Source organism: Streptomyces sp. NPDC022910, assembly GCF_055561075.1.
The window spans coordinates 69715-89378 of the sequence record NZ_JBVHHL010000031.1; the positions used below are offsets into that span (position 1 = coordinate 69715).

Sequence of the window (19664 nt, forward strand, 5' to 3'; positions counted from 1 at the left end):
GGTTTCAGTCCCGGGGGTAGACAATCGCTGTGGCGCCGCTGATCTCCATGACGTCGACGGTCTTTCCAGGAGGAATCACCAGCGTCTCGTCGTACGCGCGGGCCGTCCACTCCTCACCGTCAATGCGGACCCTGCCGCCTTGGCCCGTCACCTCTGAGACGACATACGCACCCCTGCCGACCAGTGCGTCTACGCCGAACCTCTCCGCTTGGGGCTGGAGAACGTGGCGCAGCGCAATGGGGCGCACAAACAGCACGGTGACTGTGGCTACGACGGTGAACACCAAGAACTGCAACGGCAGTGGCAGCCCGACCGCGGCGGACCCCGCCGTGACCAACGCGGCCGCACTCAGCATTCCGAGCGCAGCAGTAAGGGTGAAGATCTCCGCCGCCGCCAACACGGCTGCGATGATCAACCAGATCAGCCATGGATCCATTGCGTGCCTCTTCTGACCGGCGCGGGCGCGAAGGGCCTGACTCCCACCATTGCACCCCGATACGGGGCGGCCGCGATACCCCTGGGACAGGAAACCCTGCCGAACGACCGGAGGTGTACCGGTGCAATGTGCACCCCGAGCAAACTACTTCATATCTTTACGGCAATTTTACCAATAGGGGAAGATCCGCGAACTCCTCAGCGCGGGCCAGCTGGGGCGAAGATCGCCCACCCGCTGCTGCACAAGCTGGGCCTGCCCAGCGCCCTCAGCTACGGCGTCGCCTTCGCCGTAGCGGATCGTGGTGGTGTTCCGGCACAGCCACACGCAGGACGTAGTCGATGCACCGGCCGAGGAAGGACGCCGTGCGGGTGATCTCGGCGCCCACACCGAAGACCCCCGCGTCCGCCTCCCGGGTGCGGATGCCCTGGGTCCACTCGGCGTCATGGCCCCAGTCCATGGCGTACTCGGCCACCCGGGCAGGCGGGCCCCGACCTTATGGCCGGGGCCCTGTCGTCCGTGAAAACGCTCGGTCAGGCCGTTTGCGGCTGCAGGTAGCGGGCCAGCAGGTCGTCCAGGCTCACCGTGCCCGTCATACCGCCGGACTCGTCGATGACGACGGCCAGGGAGGCGCGGCGCCTGCGCAGCAGATCGATCGCGCCGACGACCGTGGCGCCCTGACCCATCTCGGGCACCGGCCACGCCAGATCACGGGCGCTGGTCGCGCGGCCCTGGGCGCCGGCGACCAAGGCGTCGCGGGCGTGGACCGAGGCGAGGACGGTGCCATCCTCCCGCAGGAACAGGCGGGCACGGACGCCGTCGGCAGCCACGCGCAGGGTCTCACAGCCCCTATGAGCGGGGTCCTGGCTGTAGCTGTTTGACCAGGTGGAAGACCGCCCGGGCCGCCTCACGGCTTCCCAGTTCCTGGCCCGATTGCGTATCTCCCAGCACCACCTCCCCCGCAGGGCGACGACGACGGGTCTGCGGAGCAGGCGGCGTACTGGACAGGGGCGAACTGGACATGCCCGTTGCCCTTTCCGGTCCGACGGCGCGTCGCGTTGCCGGCACCGGGCCGCGTCGGGCGGTCAGAATCGTGAGGACGCCACAACGAACTGCCCGCCGCACGCTCAATCAGCCTTAACACCGAGGAACGTCCGTTCAATGTGACAGCCGGGCACAGCCAGCTCCGCGCCAGCTGGTACCCATCTGCCGGTGTGCCGTCACCGCCGCGCCACCGGCCGGTCGCTCAGCGCCGCTTCCCGGTCTCGGGGGAGCTAACGCCGTGGCTGGCGCGGCGCATGGCCTCGTACAGTGCGGCGTCCTCCGGCGGGTCCGGTAGCGGGCCTCGAGCTGGGGCCTGGAAGGACTGGATCATCCACGCCACGAGGCGGCGCCAGGCGTCCGGGGCGGCGTCGCCGGTGGCGCTGAGGACGCCGGCGTTGGCCATCAGCAGCAGGACTAGATCCCGACTGGTGAAGTCCTTGCGCAGCTGCCCACTGTCCTTGGCGCGGCCGATGAGTTCGAGGAAGCCCTGGTACGCCTGGGCGCGGAGTGCTTCCAGTGCCTGGGCGCCGGGGAAGCTCATGGTCAGGATGTCGGCGAAGCCGCGGTCGGCGGCCTGCATCGCACAGACTTCCTCGATGTAGCCGGTGAAGCCGTTCCACGGGTCCGGGTCGGCCAGGGCCTCGGCGGTCGCCTGCGCGTATGCCTCCATGCGGTCCGCAAAGACCGCGGCGACCAGATCCTCCTTGTTGGGGAAGTGGCGGAATAGGGTGGCGATCCCCACCCCCGTCTCCCGTGCGACCGAGGCCATCGACGCGTTCAGTCCGTCGCGGCCGAACACTGTGCGCGCGGCGGCGATGATCCGCCCCCGGTTGCGCTCCGCGTCGCTGCGCTTCGGCGGGGCTGAGTCGGCCGTGCTGCCGGTGCCGGTGCCGTTGGCGTGCTGGTCTCGGGGGTTCATGCCGATCAGGCTAGCAAACCGGAAAGCCCTATCCGATTCCTGTGTTACTGTTACGCTCGATCGTGAACCGGATAGGGCTTTCCGGATTGAAAACGGAAAGCCCTATCCATCTCTACCTCTATGAAGGGCCCCCTCATGCCCACCATCGCCATCGTCGGCGCCGGCCCCCAGCTCGGTCTCGCCATTGCGCGCACGTTCGGCACCCACGGCTACGGCGCCGCACTGATCGCCCGTAACCGCGCCAAGCTCGAGAACCTGGCCGGTGAACTGACCGCCGAAGGCATCACCGCCGCCGCTTTCCCCGCCGACGTCCTCGACCGCGTCGCGCTCACCCAGGCCCTCAAGGACGCCGCCGCGCACTTCGGCGGCATCGACGTCCTCGAGTACTCCCCGGTCGGCGGCTTCGACTCGACCGTCCTGACCACCCCGAGCGCGACCGAACCCTCGCATGTGCAGCACGAGATGGGGTTCCAGCTCTACGGCGCGATCGCCGCCAGCCAGGCGGTACTGCCCGCCATGCGCGAGGCCGGCGCGGGCACCCTGTTGTTCACCACCGGCGCAGGCTCCATCGACCCCGTGCCGCAGGTCGCCAACGTCAACGCCGCTGCCGCGGCCCTGCGCAACTGGGCGATCAACCTGCACAAGGAACTGGACGGCACCGGCGTCCAGGCCGCCCACGTCGGCATCGACGTGTCGATCGGCATGTCGGTCGTCCCCGGGTTCCCCACGGCCAAGCCCGAGGAGATCTCGCCCGTCTACTGGGAGCTGCTCACCACCCGCCGCGACCAGGCCGAGCTCGTCTTCAGCCACTGACACCCCACCGGCCACCCGGCCGCGTGCCTCTCGAACCCTGATCGTGCCGCGGCGTGCTCCGTCGCGGCACGATCGCTGGGGCGGGCGCCTGGTCATCGGCGCATTCGCCGCGTTCGCAGCGCGTGCAGCCAGAGGTCAGGACATGCCGGGTCGGCTGAGGCGGACCATCGCGCGATACAGCGCGGTCGGCAAGGGTGCGTCGGGCAGCGGGGGGAGCGGGGCGCCGGGGGCGGCGTAGGAGCGGAGCATGTGCGCGACGAGGCGGCGCCAGGTGTCGGGGGCGGCGTCGCCGGTGGCATTGACGACGCCGGCGTTGGCCATGAGCAGAACGACGAGGTCCTGACTGGTGAAGTCGTCCCGTAGGTGGCCGGTGCCCTTGGCGCGGTCGATGAGTTCGAGAAATCCGTTGTACGCCTCGGTGCGCCGGACCTCCAGGGCCTTGGCGGCGGGAAAGGTCATTGTCAGCACGTCGGCGAAGCCGCGGTCGGCGGCCTGCATGGCGCACGCGGCGTGGATGTAGCCGGTAAAGCCGTGCCAGGGGTCGGGGTCGGCGAGGGCCTGCGCGACGGCGGTGGCGTAGCCGTCCATGCGGTCGGCGAAAACGGCGCTCACCAGGTCATCGCGGGTGGCGAAGCGGCGGGAGAGGGTGGCCTTGCCGACGCCTGCTTCGCGGGCCACGGCGGCCATGGAGACGCCGAGCCCTTCGGTTGCAAACAGGCGGCGGGCGGCGGCCAGGATCCTGTCGCGATTGCGCTCGGCGTCGGCACGCAGCCCCGTTCCGGGCTGTTCGTCCGGGGTCTGGTCAGGGGCCGCGGTAGAGGTCATGGCGCCCATCCTACCGAACTGGAACGGGTTACCCAGTTGTGTTGTTACGCTGAATACATGAAACGGGAAGCCCGTTCCACTTTCTTGAAGGGTGTATGTGATGCGTGCTGTCGTACTGAACGAGATCCCCTCCGCCCCGGCCGTCGCCGAGGTCGCTGCTCCCCGTCCGGAGGCGGGTACGAGCGCCGCGACCAGGCCGAAGTCGTCTTCAACGGCTGACACCTCCACTCACTCCCCGAACACAGCAAGGACATCAGCATGAACAGGCTCAGCGGCAAGACCGCTCTCGTCACCGGTTCCAGCCGGGGCATCGGCCGGGCCACCGCCCTCGGCCTGGCCCGCGTCGCGTGGGGCCGCTTCGGCCCGTACAGCTTCTGAAGCCGCCACCCACCCCAACTCCTACAGCGTGGGGCCCGGTTCGTCACCGACCGCCGGGCCTCACCGTCCGCCCCGCCTCTTCCTTCCCCCGCCCTGACCGCCCCACCGGCAAGGAGCCACCCCATGCGTGTCACCGTCTTTGGCGCCACCGGCGGCATCGGCCGCCACGTCGTCCGCCAACTGCTGAACGAAGGCCACCAGGTCACCGCCATGGCCCGTACCCCGGCCAAGCTCGCGATCACCGACCCCGGCCTCACAGTCATCACCGGCGCACTGGCCGACCGGACGGCCGTAAAACAGGCCGTCACCGGCGCGGACGCGGTCATCAGCGCGCTCGGGCCCTCCCTGAAGCGGTCCGCCACCGGCACCCCGCTGACCGACGGGACACGCATCATCGTGCAGGCGATGCGCGAGCAGAAGGTGGCCCGCTTCATCGGGCTGGCCACCCCTTCCCTGGCCGACCCAAAAGACAAGCCGCACTGGAAGCACAAGGTGCTCCCCGTCATGGCCCGCCTCATGTTCCCCAACGCACTGACCGAACTGACGGGCATGACCGAGGCCGTCACCGACTCGGACCTCGACTACACCATCGCCCGGATCACCAACCCCACCGACAAGCCCGCCACCGGCCCCGTCCGCTCCGGGTTCCTCGGCCACGACCGTGTCGGATCCAGCATGCCCCGCGAAGACATCGCCGCCTTCCTCGTCTCCCAGCTCGCCGGCACCCGCTACCGGCGAGCCATGCCCGCCATCAGCAACTGACCCCGCACTCCCGCACGCTGCCGGCCCACCCTCGCACGGCCCGGCCAGCAGCGCCCCGGACCCGTTTCGAGGAGCACGCCATGGAACTCGGCATCCTGTCCCTGTCCGACCTGCAGACCGACCCCGCCACCGGCACCCTCCACGACCCTGCCCGGCGCACCCGCGAGATCGTCTCCTACGCCATCGCCGCCGACCAGGCGGGCCTGGACGTCTTCGGCCTCGGCGAGCACCACAGCCCCGACTTCTCCGTCGCCAACCCCGCCATCCCGCTGGCGGCCATCGCCCAGGCCACCTCCCGCATCCGTATCACCAGCGCGGTCTCCGTCCTGTCCACCCTCGACCCGGTCCGCCTGCACCCAGGACTTCGCCTCCCTGGACCACCTCAGCAACGGACGCGCCGAGATCATCGCCGGACGCAGCGCCTTCCTCGAAGCCTTCACCCTTTTCGGCATCGACCCCGCCCACTACGACGACGTCTTCGCCGAGAAGCTCGACCTCCTGCTCGCCATCCGCGACGACAGCGAGCACGTCACCTGGTCCGGCCGCACCGCCCCGCGCTCGACCACCTGCCCGTCCCTCCCCGCCCCCAGCAGGAGAGGCTGCCGCTGTGGCTCGGTGTGGGCGGCACACCCGCGAGCGTCGAACGCGCCGCCCGCCTCGGCCTGCCCATGGCGCTCGGCCTCATCGGCGGCGACATCCGCCGCTCCCGCCCCCTCGCCGAGCACTACCGCGCCGTCGGACAGGCCGCGGGCCACCCGGCCGACGCCCGCCGCCTCGCGGTCACCAGCGACAACTGACCGCCCCCTGACGACAGGAAGTGTTCGCACCGACACACCACACGCTCACCGGTCTCGATGGCCAGGTGGTCGGCGACGGCACAGGCCAGAGTCTCGCGGTAGAGGTCCTATCCCAATACCCGACTGAGGTGCGCGGCCAACGACTCCTGATCGATCGGGTCCGGGCCGGTCGCCCCGTCGCGCACGTTGCCGATGACATGGGCATCAGCGATCGGCAAGACGCCCCTTAGGACGACCGGATACAGTGCGCGCGTCGGCAGTCTGGCTACTTGAGGAGGGGAAGCGTGACCGCCACCAGCGAGGCCCGATCCGCGGACGGTGCAGCGCATGCGACCCAGCAGAGCCGACTGCGCCGCCTGATGCGCTGCATACCTTTGATCGCCCCCGTTCTGCTGTGGACCGTGCCCTGCTGGGTGCTGCTGCACGCCGGCCAGCACTGGCCGCTCCCCGTGGCGCTGGGCAGCACAGCCCTGTTCGTCCTCTGTCTGATCGCTATGCCGCTCGCGATGGTGCGCGGCCACGGCCGGCGGCAGCAGGATTGGGCGGCGATCGTCGGGGACACCCTCCTTGGAGCCAGCTGGGTACTGTTCACTTGGTCCGTCCTGCTCGGCGTCCTGCTGCGCCTCGCCCTGACCGTGGTCGGCGTAGGCGACGGTCAAAACCGGGCCCGGATCGTCACTTGGGCGGTCCTCGGCGTAGCCGCCGTGCTGCTCGCCTGGGGGTACGCCGAGGCCCGCCGGGTGCCACGGGTGCGCCGCCTGGACGTTCAACTTCCGCGCCTGGGTGCCGGGTTGGACGGCACCCGCGTCGTCCTCATCACCGACACCCACTACGGCCCGCTCGACCGCGCCCGCTGGTCTGCGCAGGTCTGCGCGAAGGTCAACACCCTGGAGGCCGACCTGGTCTGCCACACCGGAGACATCGCGGACGGCACGGCCGAACGCCGCCGCGCCCAGGCCGCTCCGCTCGGCACCGTGCGAGCCACCCGGGCCCGGCTCTACGTCACCGGCAACCACGAGTACTACAGCGAGGCCCAGGGCTGGGTCGACCTCATGGACGAGCTGGGCTGGGAGCCGCTGCGCAACCGCCATCTGCTGATCGAACGCGGCGGCGACACCCTCGTGGTCGCCGGCGTGGACGACGTCACAGCCGAGTCCTCCGGCCTCGCCGGCCACGGCGCCCACCTCGCCGGAGCCCTGAACGGCGCCGACCCCGACCACCCCGTCCTGCTCCTGGCCCACCAGCCCAAGTTCATCGACCGGGCCGCAGCCGCCGGCGTCGATCTCCAACTCTCGGGCCACACCCACGGCGGCCAGATCTGGCCCTTTCACCACCTGGTCCGCATCGACCAGCCCGCCCTCGCCGGCCTCAGCCGCCACGGCACCCGCACCCTCCTCTACACCAGCCGCGGCACCGGTTTCTGGGGCCCGCCGTTCCGCGTCTTCGCCCCCAGCGAGATCACCCTGCTCGTACTCCGCTCCCCGCAGCGGCCCCCCACGCCGTAGCGCTGGGCGGGCCGGCGGTTCCGCCTGGAGATGCTGCAGTGCGCCGGCACCCCGAAGAAGGGCTACGCATCCTGCAACGCCCTGCGCGTCACCAGCGACACCACCGCCTTCCAGGAAGAGCAGGCGGCGAAGAAGGGCATCGCACCCCAGACCGTCCGGCCGAACGCCGCCGCGGACTCCCCCACCGGCTACGGCCCCAGCGACCTGCAGTCTGCCTACGGCCTGACCTCCGCTGCCTCCGCCAGCGGCTCCGGCAGGACCATCGCCATCGTCGACGCCTCCGACGACCCGAACGCCGAGTCGGACACCCACGACAGTCAGGCTCTGATGCCCCTGTCCGGAGCCTCCCGCCGATCCGCTCCACCGCGGGCCGCACCGACGCCGGTCGGCCAAGCTCCACGGGGCAAGGGCTGTGACTACTTCCACTTGCGCTGATGGCTGCACTGGCAAGGCATCACCCCCTACAGCGCTGACGGTGGACTATGGCCACTTCGTCTCGCAGATAAGGGTTGTGTGAACTAGGTATTCACGCGGCCGACCTCGAACGTGTGGGGAGCGATTCGAGGTGTACGCGATTTTCATGGCCCTGGGAGTGCCGGAGGCGAGGGAGTCGCCGGGAGAGGCCGCTGGCGCAGGCGATCCCCCCGCCAGGGCAGAGACGACGGCACACACGGAGCGCGCCGCGTCCAGCGGCTCCTGCATGCCGGCCACCTTGCAGGCGAAGCCGGTGCCCCGCGAACCGGCACACCGCGTCATTCCGAAGGAATGCGAAACTCGAATTCGGGACGGTCCCACGGCACGGCGGGCGGGTTCGCGAACGCGGTCCCGGTCCGCACCGCACCAACGCGGTGGTAGAAGTCCTCGGCGGGAAGATGCGACACGACCTTGAGACGGTCGAGCCCGGCGGCACGGGCCTCGGACTGCGTGTGCGCCACGAGCAGCCGTCCAATACCCCGTCCTTGCGCATCGTCGGCGACGAACAGCAGGTCGAGCTCCGGTGGCGCGAGGACGAGCGAGTAAAACCCGAGGACCCGGCCTCCATGCTCGTCGGCGCCGACGGCCACGAAGACGCGGTGGGCCTCGATGTAATCAGGACCGACCCGGTAGCCCGCCACTGCGGCTGCGTACTTGCCCTCGTAGGCGCGCGAGCCACGCACGAGCCGCGTGAGCCGTTTGGCATCCCGCGCGACGGCCCTCCGTATCGTGATCGGCTGGCTGATCGGGGAAGTGCGTGAACTCATCGAAAGAGTATTTCGCACCGGGGAGTGCCTTCGTGCGGCGGGTCGGCTGCCCGGGCAGGCGTTACTGCACCGCTCCCGGGAACCGCTCACCCAGGCCCCGATCGACCACGTCACTGCCGCCGAATCGGCCGCCCGCCAGCAGCAACCGGACGCCCGAACCGCTGCGGAGGAACCGGAGAACGGCGTGGTCGACGGCTGCTCTCCCTGGGCCTGCCGTGGCGAAGCCGAGCCCGTACAGGAAAATTCCGAGCCAGCCTCGCGAGGCGGATCATCCTCGACCTGTTCGCCGACCCGGCGGCTGGAGCCACGCCCTCACCGTCCCCGGGGCCCGGGACATCGGCCTGGAGTGGGACAGCTGGGCCTGCAAAACCCGGGCTCGAGTCGGTCAGTTGACGATCCAGACCGATGTCGCCCGCTATCCCGTATGGATCTTCTCCGGTCGGATTCTCGGGCTGATCGCCTCCCGCCGTGCCAGGCGTGGTCGATGGCGGGCAAGCGTCTTGGCCTGGTCGACCAGCCGCTCGTCCACCAGGCAGTCTCCGATCTCGCCGCCGGCCGTGAGGAGGTCCGCCGGTGTACTACGCCGAGCAGGCCCTGCTCGGCGCCCTCCTGTCCGAACCGCAGCGCCTCGCTAACGTGACCGGCAGCGCCCCAGACGCGCTCTCCACCCCGGCGTACGCCGCGGTGTCCGCCGGCATTCGTGCCCTGCCGGCTCCTGATCCGGCCGAGACCACCCATCACGCCGCCGTGTTCGCACTGCGTGCCCGTCCGCCCTTGGCCCGGCCGAGCGCACCGAACACATCGCCTGGCTCGGCAAGGTGCTCACCGCCGCCCGTGAGCAGGCGCGCCGAGACTGACCGCCGCCCACCTTCACGCGCTCATCAGCGCATGCCCCGCCCCCCGGCACACGCCCGCGTACGCGCGGATCATCATGGCCGAACACACCCGACGCAGCCTGCGCGAGGCCGGCGCACACCTGATGCACACCGCACGGGACGCCTCTCTCCCGCACCCCGTGCCGACCACACTGGCCGAAGCCGACGCCCTCGCCTCCGTCGTGGACGCCATCGCCGCATCCTTCCCGCCCCACTCCGGATCCCTGCCCCGCATCCCCGCACAAGCCCCTGCACGGCGACGAAGAGGCCGCCCGGGAGGAACGGCTGCTGCTCGCCACGGGCATGTCGCGCCCGACCGACGTCGAGCAGATGCGCTGGCTGACCCCCGAGGGCCCTCCTGACGGGGACCAGCCCGGCCGCGGAGGCCAGGTGACGGGCGTCCGCGTAGGCCGACAGGTCACCGGCGGCACGACGAGCTCCGCAAAAGCCCCGTCGGGATGGCTTGAGTTCTAGTGGTCGTCGCAACACCCCAGCTCAGGGGGTTCGGTGGATACCTTCCTGACCAGGTTGAAGACCTCTCGGGCGGCATGTCGCTTGAGGCATCGGATAATCTCACGGCGGGTCTTGCCCTCCTGGGGTGCGGCGTTCGCAGTACGCCTGGGTGCGGGGATAGAAGCGCAGCCGGGTGAAGACAATGCGGTGCAGAGCGGCGTTGGCCTGCCGGTCGCCGCCGTGGTTGAGCCGGCGCGAGTTGCGCCGGCCCGACGAGTACTCGATGGGGCTGACTCCGCACAGAGCGGCGAAGGACGCCTCAGTGCTCAGCCGCTCGGGATTGTCTCCCCTTGGCTGACCGGCCTCACGGCGGCAACCTGGTTGAAGCCCATCCGTCCTGATCACATGTGACATGCCACGTTTGATGTAATGGGCACTTTGGGTTGGTCGGCTGCGTCACTCTGGAAGGGTTGATCACGGTCGTGTCGGGAGCCCGTGTGTACAGATCACGTGAGAGGGTCGAGCGGATCGGCTATGGCCGCCGGACGGCCGCGAGCGTGTCGGGACGGCCCTGCATCCGCGGCACGAGGTCAGCAGGAACATGATGACCGAGACTTCGAGGACACCGGTGCAAGAGCGCGGCCATGGCACAAGGTGAGCGGCGACCGGACAACGGCATGACGGACCGTTCGGAAGGGTTCGGTGAGCGGCTGCTGGGGGTGTTGCTGGACCGGGCACACGAGATGCCGCCGCAGCTGATCGCCCCGCTGATCGCGGAAGAGGTGGCCAGGGTCGGTGGCCGCGACGTCTCGATCCTGCTGCAGGACTACGGCCAGTTGGTGCTGGTGCCGCTGCCGGGTCGGCGGCTGATGGTCGGCGAGCCCGAGCCGATCGGTGACTCTCCCGCCGGCATGGCCTTCCTGCAGGCAACCACTGTCGAGGTGCCGCAGCCCGACGGCGTCCGGATGTACCTACCGCTGCTGGACGGCAGCGACCAGGTGGGAGTGATAGGCCTCACCCTGGACACCGTCGATGACGACGACCGGCGGCTGCTGCGCAGGCTCGCCGGTCTGGTCGCCGACATGCTGGTCACCAAGCACAGTTACACCGACCAGTTCTTCCTCGCCCCGCGCCGCGAACCGATGAGCGTGGCCGCCGAGATCCAGTGGTCTCTGCTGCCGCCGCTGGCGATGTCCGTCCCACAGGCAGCAGTGGCCGGGATCCTGGAGCCCGCCTACAGCGTCGCAGGCGACAGCTTCGACTACGCCCTCAACGAGGACATCCTGCACCTGGCCATGGTCGATGCGATGGGCCACGGACTGGACGCCGCCACGATGGCGACCGTCGCCGTCGGGGCCTACCGGCACGCCAGACGTGCCGACATCGGCCTGTCCGAGATCTATGCGTTCATGGACCGGGCCATCGCGGAGCAGTTCGGGCTCGACCACTTCGTCACCGCGCAGATGATGCGTCTGAACATCGCAACGGGCCACCTGCAGTGGGTCAACGCGGGCCACCCCGCCCCGCTGCTGATCCGCAACCACCAGGTCGTGCGGCAACTGACAGGCCCGACCACCTTGCCGGTCGGCTTCGGCGGTGAAGAGCCCCAGATCAGCGAGCAGATGCTCCAACACGGCGACCGGGTGCTGTGCTTCACCGACGGTCTGATCGAGGAGCACGAAGCCGGTGAAGAGCAGTTCGGCGAGGAGCAACTCATCCACTGGGTCAACCGCATCGAACACACAGAGAAGGGAGTACGCGCGGTGGTGCGCGCACTCTCCCACACTCTGAAGCAGCAACGGGGCGGCCGCACCAGCGACGACGCGACCCTCTTCCTGATCGAATGGCGCGGGGGCGCCGCCGACCACCTCGCCGTCCTGGAGTGAGCGGACAGCCGCACCACCATGGACATGACCGACGGCACGCTGACCGTTCCACTCCCGCCGCTGCCCGCGAACGCCCTACCGGCGGAGCCGGCTCCGCGATCCTCCTTGGGGCGGGTTCACTTCTCTGTGCGGTGCCATGGCCAGAACCGCCACCGCCGGGTACGGCCGGAGACCAGGATCTCCATGCGATCATCGTGGCTCGCGGTGAACAGCTGAATCACGATCACGCCAAAGACGATCATCGCGAGGAGCACACTCACCGTCACGAAGGTGTCCATGCCCCTCACACTCCTACTGCCGGGGTCGGCACGTGGCAGATGACCGCTTCAGCAGGAGTACGTGAGGCCGGGTGGCGGGCGTCATGCCCGCCTTCGGAGTCCCAGACCGTCTCCCGGAGCGAGTCCGAGTCTGCCGCTGCCTCTGCCGCAGCCCGGAAACGTTCGGCCTCATGGATCAGGCCGGTCGCCGTGAGGCTCCGCGATGGGTCAGTGGCCGTGGACATCAACCGGGCTGCGGTGGCCGGCTCTGTCTCCGGTGGGATCACCAGCAGGTCCCAGCGGCCGACGGTGTAGGAGAGCAACAGCAGCTTGTGCGGGTCTTGCTCGGCATCGAACCAGCCGACGTGCACCACGTGCCCGTGAACGGGCACCTTTCGCGGGATGACCGGCCAGAACGTGGAGTTCACCGTTACCCGGGTGATCCGCCCCCACAGTGGGTCGAGGACCTCGATGAGCGCCGGAAGCTCCGCCTTCAGGTCGCGGGAGCGGGGCCACCAGGCACCGTCGATCAGGGCCGGAGCGGCGTCGGCGGGTGCCAGCACGAGTCGGGGTGGCAACGAAGAAGGGGCCCGCTCCTCGACCACGGGCATCAACAGAATGGTCGCGGTCATGATGCGGACCCAACCCCGGGCCGGTCACGGCCGGCCCGGTTGTCATGAATCGCCGAGAACGACCCGGCGTGGAAGCCGGTGTACGAGATGCTCTCGGTAATCACCAGGATACTCCTCGCCGACGCCCGGCGGACCGATGGGGAGCGACGGGTTGAACGGAACACGGGGAACACGTCCCGCATAACACAGCCAAGGAGTGCTGGGCCAGGGCGTGCGAGCCGTCGGGCGTGAGACCGGTCCGGCCGGCAACCGGCATACGACACGCCCCGGCACCCGCAACGCGCCCGCGCCGGTATCGACAGCCGCTTCGCCGAATGCGGAGTCATCTCCACAGCCGCCCCGGCGTGTGCGGAGTACGGTGGGCAACACCGAGGGCATTTCGCACACCGGCTTCCACGCCGGGTCGTTCTCGGCGAGAGATGAAACCCGGGTCGCCGCGAAGGCGGCCCGGAGACAGGTCCGCACCATGTCGGCGACCTTGCACCGACCCCTGACACACCACGAGCCCATCGCAGCCCCGGCCACGCGTCTCGCGCTGAAGACCGACGGCACGTCGCGCGGCCTCCTGGACGGTGCCTGGTGGCCCCGCTCCCGGGACCTGCTGAGGGAGCTGCCCGCACTGACCGATGTGCTGGACCCCTTGTGGGGCCGCATCACCCGCATCGCCGTCAACCCGAAGTACTGGCCGGTCATCCCGCACGAGATTCCCGTGGGCGGTCATGTCGTCAAGGTCGGCTGGTTCACCCCGGAGATCGACCCGCACAAGCTGCTGCTGCTCTCCTACGGCACCGGCCGCTGGGATCTGCTGGTCATCCCACCCGAGACCGAGGCGGAGTCGGCGGCCCGCCTGATGGCGGCCGCGTCCGACTACGACGGTCCGCCGCTGACCGCGAGCGCTCTCATCGCCGCGGACGAGACCCGGCACGCCGTCTCCGCTGCCGACCGGCCACTCGAACCGGACGAGGCAGGGAAGTACGAGGACGGCCCCTCCTCTGCGGCCGTTCCGGCACAGACCGGTCGCGTCAGTCGCCTGATCATCGGCATGTGAGACAGCCGCCATGAGCACCTTCCTGACGACCGGCGCCTTCCTGGTCCTCATCTCAGCGGCGGCATTCGTGATCCACCGGCTCGACATCGAGCACGCGGAAAGGATCGCCGTGCACCGCTACAGTCGCGCCCTGCCCGGCGGCCCGCGCCGCGGCACTGAAGCGGCACGACCCCCTGCGGGACCACCACTGTCCAAGTCGCCGACCGTCGGCGAACGACGTGACCACCGCGACGGGGGCCGCGGCCGCTTCCCACCGCGCCGTCGCCGTGACCGCACCACTCACCACGGGTGACGAGGCGATGTCCCCGGCCCCGCGCACCGACCGTCGGCGCGGCCCGTACTGGCCGCACCGACAAGTCCCTCAGCCCGGTCGGCAACGCGCCCGGCACCGCAGCATGACCCGACTACGGCCCGCACCGTCACCGCCGTACCGCGGTGATGGTGCGGGCGAGCGATCCGTGCCACCAGGGCGGACTCGTGGCCGACGTCTGTCGCGCGCGCTCCGCACATCGGCTGATGATGGGAGTACGGCCGAACACGCGGAGCTGATCATGACGGGTTGGCGGGTCAGGGACTACACCCAGGACGATCTCGAAGCGCTGATCCGTGTCGACATGGAGAGCGGCACCGCCGAGGAGCCGCCGCTCTTCCCGCTCTCGGACGCCGTGACGGCCCTCCAGGCCCGCCACCCGGCTGTGGTGGCCACGGCCGACGACGTGCTGATCGGCGCGGCGGTGAGCAGGGTGGAGGGCGAACGGGCATGGATCCTGCGCATCTGCATGGCGTCCGGCTGGCGGCAGCGCGGGCTGGGCAGTGCCCTGATCACCGCCCTTGAGCAACGGCTCTTCGCCGCCGGCGTCCGAGCGGTGCACGCCGCCCTGCCCGAGGGCGAGACCGGTGCCACCGCCCTGCGCAACTGCGACTTCGGCGCCCGCCCGGGGCTGGTCTTCTTCGAAAAGCGCGGGCCGGTGACCGCGCAGTCGGCCGACACGCTGTCCTCGCTCGGAGCGGAGCTGCCGCCAGGGGGACTGTGGCAGAAGGTCGCGGGCATGCGAGGGGAGAAGCAGCTCATCGAGCGGCGACTGGTCCTGCCGCTGGCCCATCCCGAACTGGCCGCCCAGCACGGAGTGGAACTGCCACGGGCGGTGATGCTGTTCGGCCCGCCCGGGACCGGCAAGAGCACGTTCGCGCACGCGATCGCCAGCCGCCTGGGATGGCCCTTTCTGGAACTGTTCCCCGCCCGTCTGGCCGCCGAGTACGGCCTGGCGACCGGGCTGAACCGGCGCTTCGACGAGATCGCCCGGCTCGACCACGTCCTCGTCTTCATCGACGAGGTCGAGGAGATCGCCGGCGAACGCGGTGGCGCGGACGCGACCGCTGTCGGCGTCGTCAACGAACTGCTCAAGGCGATCGTCCGGTTCCGAAGCCAGGACGGACGGCTGCTCGTCTGTGCCACGAACAACGTGACCACGCTCGACTCCGCGTTCCTGCGGCACGGCCCCTTCGACTACGTGCTGCCGATCGGCCCTCCCGACCACACCGCCAGGACCGCACTGTGGGAGAGCTACCTGGCCCGAGCGGGCGCGCGGGCCGACAGCGCGGTACTCGCGTCCGCCAGCGAGGGGTTCACCCCCGCCGACATCGCCCATGCGGCGCGAACCGTCTCCCAGGCCCAGTTCGAGCGCACCTTCGACACCGGAACCCGGGCCGCCCCCACCACGGACGACTATCTGGACACGATCAGCGACACCAAGCCCACGGTCAGCTCCGCCATGGCCAAGGAATTCGCCCAGCAAACGGAGAGGTTCGCCCGCGTCTAGCGTCCAGGCTGACGGGGAGTCGATCCGCGACGGACGTGTCAGGCCGGCGCAGGTGGCGTGTCGCCGCCGTATCGATGAGGACCTGTTTGGCCTCGGTGACGTTGTCGGCCCGTGCGGCCCTGGCCATCGCGGCGCGTGCTGCGCCGGGCGACGTGTCCGGAGGGACCAGCATCAGGGAGAAATGGTCCCGGTCGCCCGGGTGATGAGGACGGTGTCGTCACCTACCGGGAAGGAATCGATGTGGACGACTCGGCCGTCGACCATCACCCGGGTCGGCAGTTCGTCCCAGGCGCTGCCGTCCAGACCGACCCGGGTGACGGGTCCGAGGTGCTCGGTCAACGCGGAGATCAGCGAAGGGGCTCGGCGCCGATGTCCCGGGACCGCGGCCACCATGCGCCGTCCAGGATTCCCTCGCGTGCGTGTGTCGTCTCCATCCGCAGCAGGGCCGTTCCGGGTTTCACCGACCGGTGGACGGCGTCCGGCAGGAGCCTGGGGAGGTCGGGGGTGTCCGAGTCGGCCATCGTGTCCGCCCGTCCGCAGAGAGCAGTGCGACCGCAGAGCGTGCGACCGCGATACGGCGCTGCCACCTCACGGTACTCCGCACGACGCTCCCGCGAGCGCTTCGCCGCAGGGCGCGGTTACGGAAACAGGCAACGGCTCCGGCGTATACCCGCCGGAGCCGCCCTTCCGGGTCATTGCACGTGAGCGTGCGCCGACCCGTTGTCCACGTTACGCCAAAGGGATTAATCCGACATGAACAATCCCTGCGAAAGTTCACTTCGGTCCGAGAAACCGACGCGGCGGCTCAGTCACGCCCTTCCTCTTCTGTCTCCATCTGCCGGATCCCCTGGTGCGTCAGCGTGATCATCGCGGGCGTGTTGCCCCTCGCCCAGTCCACAACGACCCAGCCTTCGCCCGCCAAGTACATACAGGCAGCGGCCATGTCCTGCTCAGGGATACCGAGGTCGTTGCGGAGCTTCGCCCCATCGACGCCCAGGAGGCGATTGCCTTCGGCGGCTTGGTACAGAGCCTGCATGATCCTCTCGCGGTACGTCTTCCGGTCTCGCAATATCGCCATGACGCGCCTTCCTCTACTGCCCACGGTCGGGCCGAAGTCGATGTCATCCGTGGTCGCCGTCGCGGTGGGGCGCGTCGGAACGGTCGCGTCCACCGCCGACCGACGGTGCCTCCGGGGCCGACGCCCGATCCCCGGCAGAACATCGCTGTAGTGAAAGGCAGCGATCCGTTCGTCGTGCTGAGCGTTGAGCTGGTGGATCAGAACGACTCCGACGGCGATCAGAAGGAGCAGCACGGCCACGGCGACGAGAGTCATGGTTCTCTCACCTCCGCCGACCGGTGGGCGCAGGCCCTGTCGAGCAGATGGGCCGGGGCAGGGACGACGGCCGACCTGCTCCGCCGTCGGTCTCCCACGTTTCTTCCCTGATCCGAGCGTCGATCCTGTCTGCTGCTTCCTCGCGGGCCGGGGCACCGATGCCGTCGCCCGCCATCAGCTGCGCGGCGGCATCCCCACCGGTTTTCGGCGGAATCACCAGCACGTCCCGGCGGCCATCGGTGGAGAAAAAGGTCAGTCTGTGCGGATCCTGCTCCTCGGTGGACCAGCCCACTCGCACCGTGCGTCCGGCGACGGACACCCGACTCGGGATCACGGGCCAGTAGGCCGGGTTCACCGTGATACGCGTGATGCGACCCCAGAGGTCGCCCAATGCGGCCGTCAAGGGTGGCAGCTCACGGGTGAGGGCACGGGAACGAGGCCACCACGTGCCGTCCAGCCCGCCCGGCGCGGGCGTCAGGGACAGCCGAGCCGGCTGCGGCGGCGCGCGCCTGCTCGATGTCGTACGGTCAATGGTCACGGGCATGGCGCGGACCTGTCCCCGGGCTCGTGGGTGCGGCCCGGCATTGTCGATCACCGGAAACGGCACCCGCAGCGGAGCCGGTACGCGAAGAACTCCCGGTCTCTTCACACTACTCCGCTCACCGGCCCGAAAGCCGGGGGTGACCAGGCATTTTTCTGCCTTCGGAGCCTGGTCGCCGGTGCCCGACACCGGGCCGGTCAGAGCCAGTCCTTTCGCTTGAACGTCGCATACAGCAGTGCGGACAGGACCACGATGACGGCGGCGGAGGTGATGAATCCGGACTGGCGGCCGAAACCGGGACAGGGAAGGTTTTGGCCGTAGTAGCCGGTGATCGCGGTGGGGACGGCGATGATCGCGGCCCAGCTCGTCACCTTCTTCATGATCAGGACCTCCACAGCAAACAGTCACGCACGGCGCCCTCGACGTCAGAAGCCTGCCGTCGAACCGAAGGTGCGAGCCGCTGTCCCCCCGCCTAAAGAGCACCCTCGTCTCCGGGTACCGCGATGCCTTCCTGGAACCCGCAGGACGAGACCATGCGCGCATGCCCGTGGCTCGCCTGCCATCAGCGTGCCGACTCGGTCCCCGTCTACGCAGAACCCGCGCCGGAGCAAGCCGACGGGGGGCCTCACGTGTCACGACTGCCCCTATAACGGGGGTTACGGCTGTGCGGGCCTGACCAGGTGGAAGACTTCCCGGGCAGCGTAGCGTTTGAGGCATCGGACGATTTCGCGTCGGGTCTTGCCCTCCTTGATGCGGCGCTCGTAGTAATCCTGGGTGCGCGGGTCGAAGCGCAGGCTGGTTTGCACGATCCGGTGCAGGGCAGCGTTGGCTTGCCGATCGCCGCCACGGTTGAGGCGACGGTACTGCCGACTGCCCGAGGAACCTCGACAGGGCTGACCCCGCACAGCGCGGCGAAGGACGCCTCACTGCCCAGGCGTTCTGGGTTGTCCCCCACGGTGATCAGCGAGGTGACGGCCGTATCCGGACCGATGAACTGCCCGACCTGACCTCGTTGTCGACGGTCCTGGGTCGGCTTCCCGATCCGCGACGTGCAAGAGTCCGCCGCTACCGGCTGGGCTCATTGCTTGCGCTGTGCCTGCTCGCGGTCCTCGGCGAAGCCACCGCACTGGCCTGCATCGCACGGTTCGCCATCGGATCCACCCCTGAAGTGCACAAACGGATCGGGATGAACCGTCTTCCGACCACGGCGCCGGCCTCGGCATCGACGTCGAGGCCGTCCAACGCGAGCCCGGCACCAGAGGGTTCAAGCTGATCCCGCGACGTTGGGTCAGCAGCGCGGGCGACCGGCAGGCACGGCTCGCTGTCCCACACTGTCACCTCCACGCAGCCCTCGAGGACCTCCAACGTCAGCAAGCACGGGCCGGGTGCGTATTTGTGTGCGTTGGTCACCTGCTCGCTGACGACCAGCTGCACCATGCCCATCGCGCGGCTTGACACCGGCAGACCGTGCACCGCCTGCACATCAGTCAGGAAGGAGCGGGCCAGGTCCCGGCCCTCGGCGATCTCCTCAGTGCCCTCGAACGCGGCAGACGCCGAGATCAGACAGTCCACGAGCGGCTGTGGACCCTCCTCTTGCCCAGCCAGCTCCATACGCTCAGCCTCAGATCCGAAGCGCCACTATGTGGGCACCCGAATACCCCCAAAACATCACCGCAGTCTCACGCAGGCGAACCTGGTTCCCTCCGCCTGCCCTGACGGCTGTACGCGGCATCTCCCAGCGGCTCTGTCGGCGGCGGCTGAATCGTGACCCTCTTTGGGCGGTTGAGTTCTGACCCAGTCTTCAGTTGGTCTTGTCAGTTGTTGCCTTGGCTGGTCGGGATGCGACCGAGTTCCCGGCCGCGCATGCGGTAGGACTCGCCCTTGAGGGAGTAGACCTCGGCGTGGTGGACGAGGCGGTCGATCATCGCGGCGGCGACGGTCTCGTCGCCGAAGGTCTCTCCCCAGCGCCCGAAGGGCTTGTTCGAGGTGACGATCACGCTGGCTCTCTCGTATCTGTTCGAGATGAGCTGGAAGAACAGGTTCGCGGCCTCGGCTTCGAAGGGGATATACCCCACTTCGTCGATCACGATCAGTGGATAGCG

General features: G+C 69.4%; 18 protein-coding genes and 10 pseudogenes. 12 read left to right on the plus strand and 16 right to left on the minus strand.

Features of this window, described 5'->3' with window-relative positions; genetic code table 11:
• Nucleotides 1-4: 4 nt before the first annotated feature.
• The 4 genes and pseudogenes from ACZ3TS_RS26610 to ACZ3TS_RS26625 form a co-directional block, all read right to left on the minus strand.
• Nucleotides 5-436 (minus strand): NfeD family protein, encoded by a 432-nt coding sequence (locus tag ACZ3TS_RS26610; RefSeq protein WP_467622518.1) that lies wholly within the window; start codon nt 434-436, stop codon nt 5-7.
• A 307-nt stretch (nt 437-743) separates the two neighbouring features.
• Nucleotides 744-908: pseudogene (locus tag ACZ3TS_RS26615) on the minus strand (SRPBCC family protein); the annotation flags it as partial.
• Between the two features lie 58 nt (nt 909-966).
• Nucleotides 967-1275, minus strand: a pseudogene (locus ACZ3TS_RS26620) (CBS domain-containing protein); the annotation flags it as partial.
• Between the two features lie 404 nt (nt 1276-1679).
• Nucleotides 1680-2396: a TetR/AcrR family transcriptional regulator gene (locus ACZ3TS_RS26625; protein ID WP_467622520.1), complete on the minus strand. Its 717-nt coding sequence runs from the start codon at nt 2394-2396 to the stop codon at nt 1680-1682.
• A 135-nt stretch (nt 2397-2531) separates the two neighbouring features.
• Between ACZ3TS_RS26625 and ACZ3TS_RS26630 the strand changes: the two genes are divergently transcribed.
• Nucleotides 2532-3209: an SDR family NAD(P)-dependent oxidoreductase gene (locus ACZ3TS_RS26630; RefSeq protein WP_467622522.1), complete on the plus strand. Its 678-nt coding sequence runs from the start codon at nt 2532-2534 to the stop codon at nt 3207-3209.
• 135 nt (nt 3210-3344) lie between these two features.
• Here the strand turns inward: ACZ3TS_RS26630 and ACZ3TS_RS26635 are convergent, their stop codons facing one another.
• The gene (locus tag ACZ3TS_RS26635) at nt 3345-4034 is read right to left on the minus strand and encodes a TetR/AcrR family transcriptional regulator (protein ID WP_467622525.1); all 690 of its coding nucleotides are present in this window, start codon (nt 4032-4034) and stop codon (nt 3345-3347) included.
• Nucleotides 4035-4535: 501 nt separating this feature from the next.
• Between ACZ3TS_RS26635 and ACZ3TS_RS26640 the strand changes: the two genes are divergently transcribed.
• From ACZ3TS_RS26640 to ACZ3TS_RS26660, 5 genes and pseudogenes are all read left to right on the plus strand, one after another.
• Nucleotides 4536-5174: an NAD(P)-dependent oxidoreductase gene (locus ACZ3TS_RS26640; protein ID WP_467622527.1), complete on the plus strand. Its 639-nt coding sequence runs from the start codon at nt 4536-4538 to the stop codon at nt 5172-5174.
• Nucleotides 5175-5254: 80 nt separating this feature from the next.
• Nucleotides 5255-5515 (plus strand): annotated as a pseudogene (locus ACZ3TS_RS26645) (LLM class flavin-dependent oxidoreductase); the annotation flags it as partial.
• A 64-nt stretch (nt 5516-5579) separates the two neighbouring features.
• Nucleotides 5580-5971: pseudogene (locus ACZ3TS_RS26650) on the plus strand (LLM class flavin-dependent oxidoreductase).
• A gap of 284 nt (nt 5972-6255) precedes the next feature.
• Complete coding sequence (locus ACZ3TS_RS26655; protein WP_467622530.1) at nt 6256-7476, plus strand: metallophosphoesterase; 1221 nt, start codon at nt 6256-6258, stop codon at nt 7474-7476.
• Between the two features lie 30 nt (nt 7477-7506).
• Nucleotides 7507-7782, plus strand: a pseudogene (locus ACZ3TS_RS26660) (peptidase S8); the annotation flags it as partial.
• 446 nt (nt 7783-8228) lie between these two features.
• Here ACZ3TS_RS26660 and ACZ3TS_RS26665 read toward each other — a convergent pair.
• Nucleotides 8229-8717, minus strand: a complete 489-nt coding sequence (locus ACZ3TS_RS26665) for a GNAT family N-acetyltransferase (protein ID WP_467622533.1) — start codon at nt 8715-8717, stop codon at nt 8229-8231.
• Between the two features lie 267 nt (nt 8718-8984).
• Here ACZ3TS_RS26665 and ACZ3TS_RS26670 point away from each other — a divergent pair.
• Nucleotides 8985-9279 (plus strand): annotated as a pseudogene (locus tag ACZ3TS_RS26670) (DNA cytosine methyltransferase); the annotation flags it as partial.
• Nucleotides 9280-10062: 783 nt separating this feature from the next.
• Here the strand turns inward: ACZ3TS_RS26670 and ACZ3TS_RS26675 are convergent.
• Nucleotides 10063-10393, minus strand: a pseudogene (locus tag ACZ3TS_RS26675) (transposase); the annotation flags it as partial.
• A gap of 296 nt (nt 10394-10689) precedes the next feature.
• Here ACZ3TS_RS26675 and ACZ3TS_RS26680 point away from each other — a divergent pair.
• Nucleotides 10690-11931 carry a PP2C family protein-serine/threonine phosphatase gene (locus tag ACZ3TS_RS26680; RefSeq protein ID WP_467622536.1) on the plus strand — a complete coding sequence of 414 codons (1242 nt, stop codon included), beginning with the start codon at nt 10690-10692 and terminating at the stop codon, nt 11929-11931.
• Nucleotides 11932-12047: 116 nt separating this feature from the next.
• Here ACZ3TS_RS26680 and ACZ3TS_RS26685 read toward each other — a convergent pair whose 3' ends face one another.
• A complete protein-coding gene (locus tag ACZ3TS_RS26685) occupies nt 12048-12209 on the minus strand; it encodes a hypothetical protein (protein ID WP_467622538.1) in 162 nt (53 codons plus the stop codon).
• Between the two features lie 5 nt (nt 12210-12214).
• Nucleotides 12215-12820: a DUF5994 family protein gene (locus ACZ3TS_RS26690; protein ID WP_467622540.1), complete on the minus strand. Its 606-nt coding sequence runs from the start codon at nt 12818-12820 to the stop codon at nt 12215-12217.
• Nucleotides 12821-13178: 358 nt separating this feature from the next.
• On the opposite strand from ACZ3TS_RS26690, the gene ACZ3TS_RS26695 reads away from it, so the two are divergent.
• The 3 genes from ACZ3TS_RS26695 (at nt 13179) to ACZ3TS_RS26705 (ending at nt 15688) form a co-directional block, all read left to right on the plus strand.
• On the plus strand, nt 13179-13868 hold the full coding sequence (locus ACZ3TS_RS26695) for a DUF5994 family protein (protein ID WP_467622543.1): 690 nt from the start codon (nt 13179-13181) through the stop codon (nt 13866-13868).
• Between the two features lie 10 nt (nt 13869-13878).
• Nucleotides 13879-14160 carry a hypothetical protein gene (locus ACZ3TS_RS26700; RefSeq protein WP_467622546.1) on the plus strand — a complete coding sequence of 94 codons (282 nt, stop codon included), beginning with the start codon at nt 13879-13881 and terminating at the stop codon, nt 14158-14160.
• A gap of 259 nt (nt 14161-14419) precedes the next feature.
• Nucleotides 14420-15688 carry an ATP-binding protein gene (locus tag ACZ3TS_RS26705; RefSeq protein WP_467622548.1) on the plus strand — a complete coding sequence of 423 codons (1269 nt, stop codon included), beginning with the start codon at nt 14420-14422 and terminating at the stop codon, nt 15686-15688.
• On the opposite strand, the pseudogene ACZ3TS_RS26710 reads toward ACZ3TS_RS26705, so the two are convergent.
• The 5 genes and pseudogenes from ACZ3TS_RS26710 to ACZ3TS_RS26730 form a co-directional block, all read right to left on the minus strand.
• A pseudogene (locus ACZ3TS_RS26710) lies at nt 15630-16209 on the minus strand (DUF5994 family protein). The gene ACZ3TS_RS26705 and the pseudogene ACZ3TS_RS26710 overlap by 59 nt on opposite strands.
• Before the next feature lie 284 nt (nt 16210-16493).
• The gene (locus ACZ3TS_RS26715; RefSeq protein ID WP_467622564.1) at nt 16494-16766 is read right to left on the minus strand and encodes a hypothetical protein; all 273 of its coding nucleotides are present in this window, start codon (nt 16764-16766) and stop codon (nt 16494-16496) included.
• 262 nt (nt 16767-17028) lie between these two features.
• Complete coding sequence (locus tag ACZ3TS_RS26720; protein WP_467622550.1) at nt 17029-17565, minus strand: DUF5994 family protein; 537 nt, start codon at nt 17563-17565, stop codon at nt 17029-17031.
• Between the two features lie 194 nt (nt 17566-17759).
• On the minus strand, nt 17760-17942 hold the full coding sequence (locus ACZ3TS_RS26725) for a CorA family divalent cation transporter (protein WP_467622552.1): 183 nt from the start codon (nt 17940-17942) through the stop codon (nt 17760-17762).
• 276 nt (nt 17943-18218) lie between these two features.
• Nucleotides 18219-18553 (minus strand): annotated as a pseudogene (locus ACZ3TS_RS26730) (transposase); the annotation flags it as partial.
• Between the two features lie 90 nt (nt 18554-18643).
• On the opposite strand from ACZ3TS_RS26730, the gene ACZ3TS_RS26735 reads away from it, so the two are divergent.
• Nucleotides 18644-18835, plus strand: a complete 192-nt coding sequence (locus tag ACZ3TS_RS26735) for a hypothetical protein (protein WP_467622567.1) — start codon at nt 18644-18646, stop codon at nt 18833-18835.
• Between the two features lie 11 nt (nt 18836-18846).
• Here the strand turns inward: ACZ3TS_RS26735 and ACZ3TS_RS26740 are convergent.
• Both ACZ3TS_RS26740 and ACZ3TS_RS26745 read right to left on the minus strand, forming a co-directional pair.
• Nucleotides 18847-19173, minus strand: a pseudogene (locus ACZ3TS_RS26740) (ATP-binding protein); the annotation flags it as partial.
• A gap of 203 nt (nt 19174-19376) precedes the next feature.
• A partial coding sequence (locus ACZ3TS_RS26745) for an ATP-binding protein (RefSeq protein WP_467622555.1) occupies nt 19377-19664 on the minus strand: 288 nt, incomplete at its 5' end.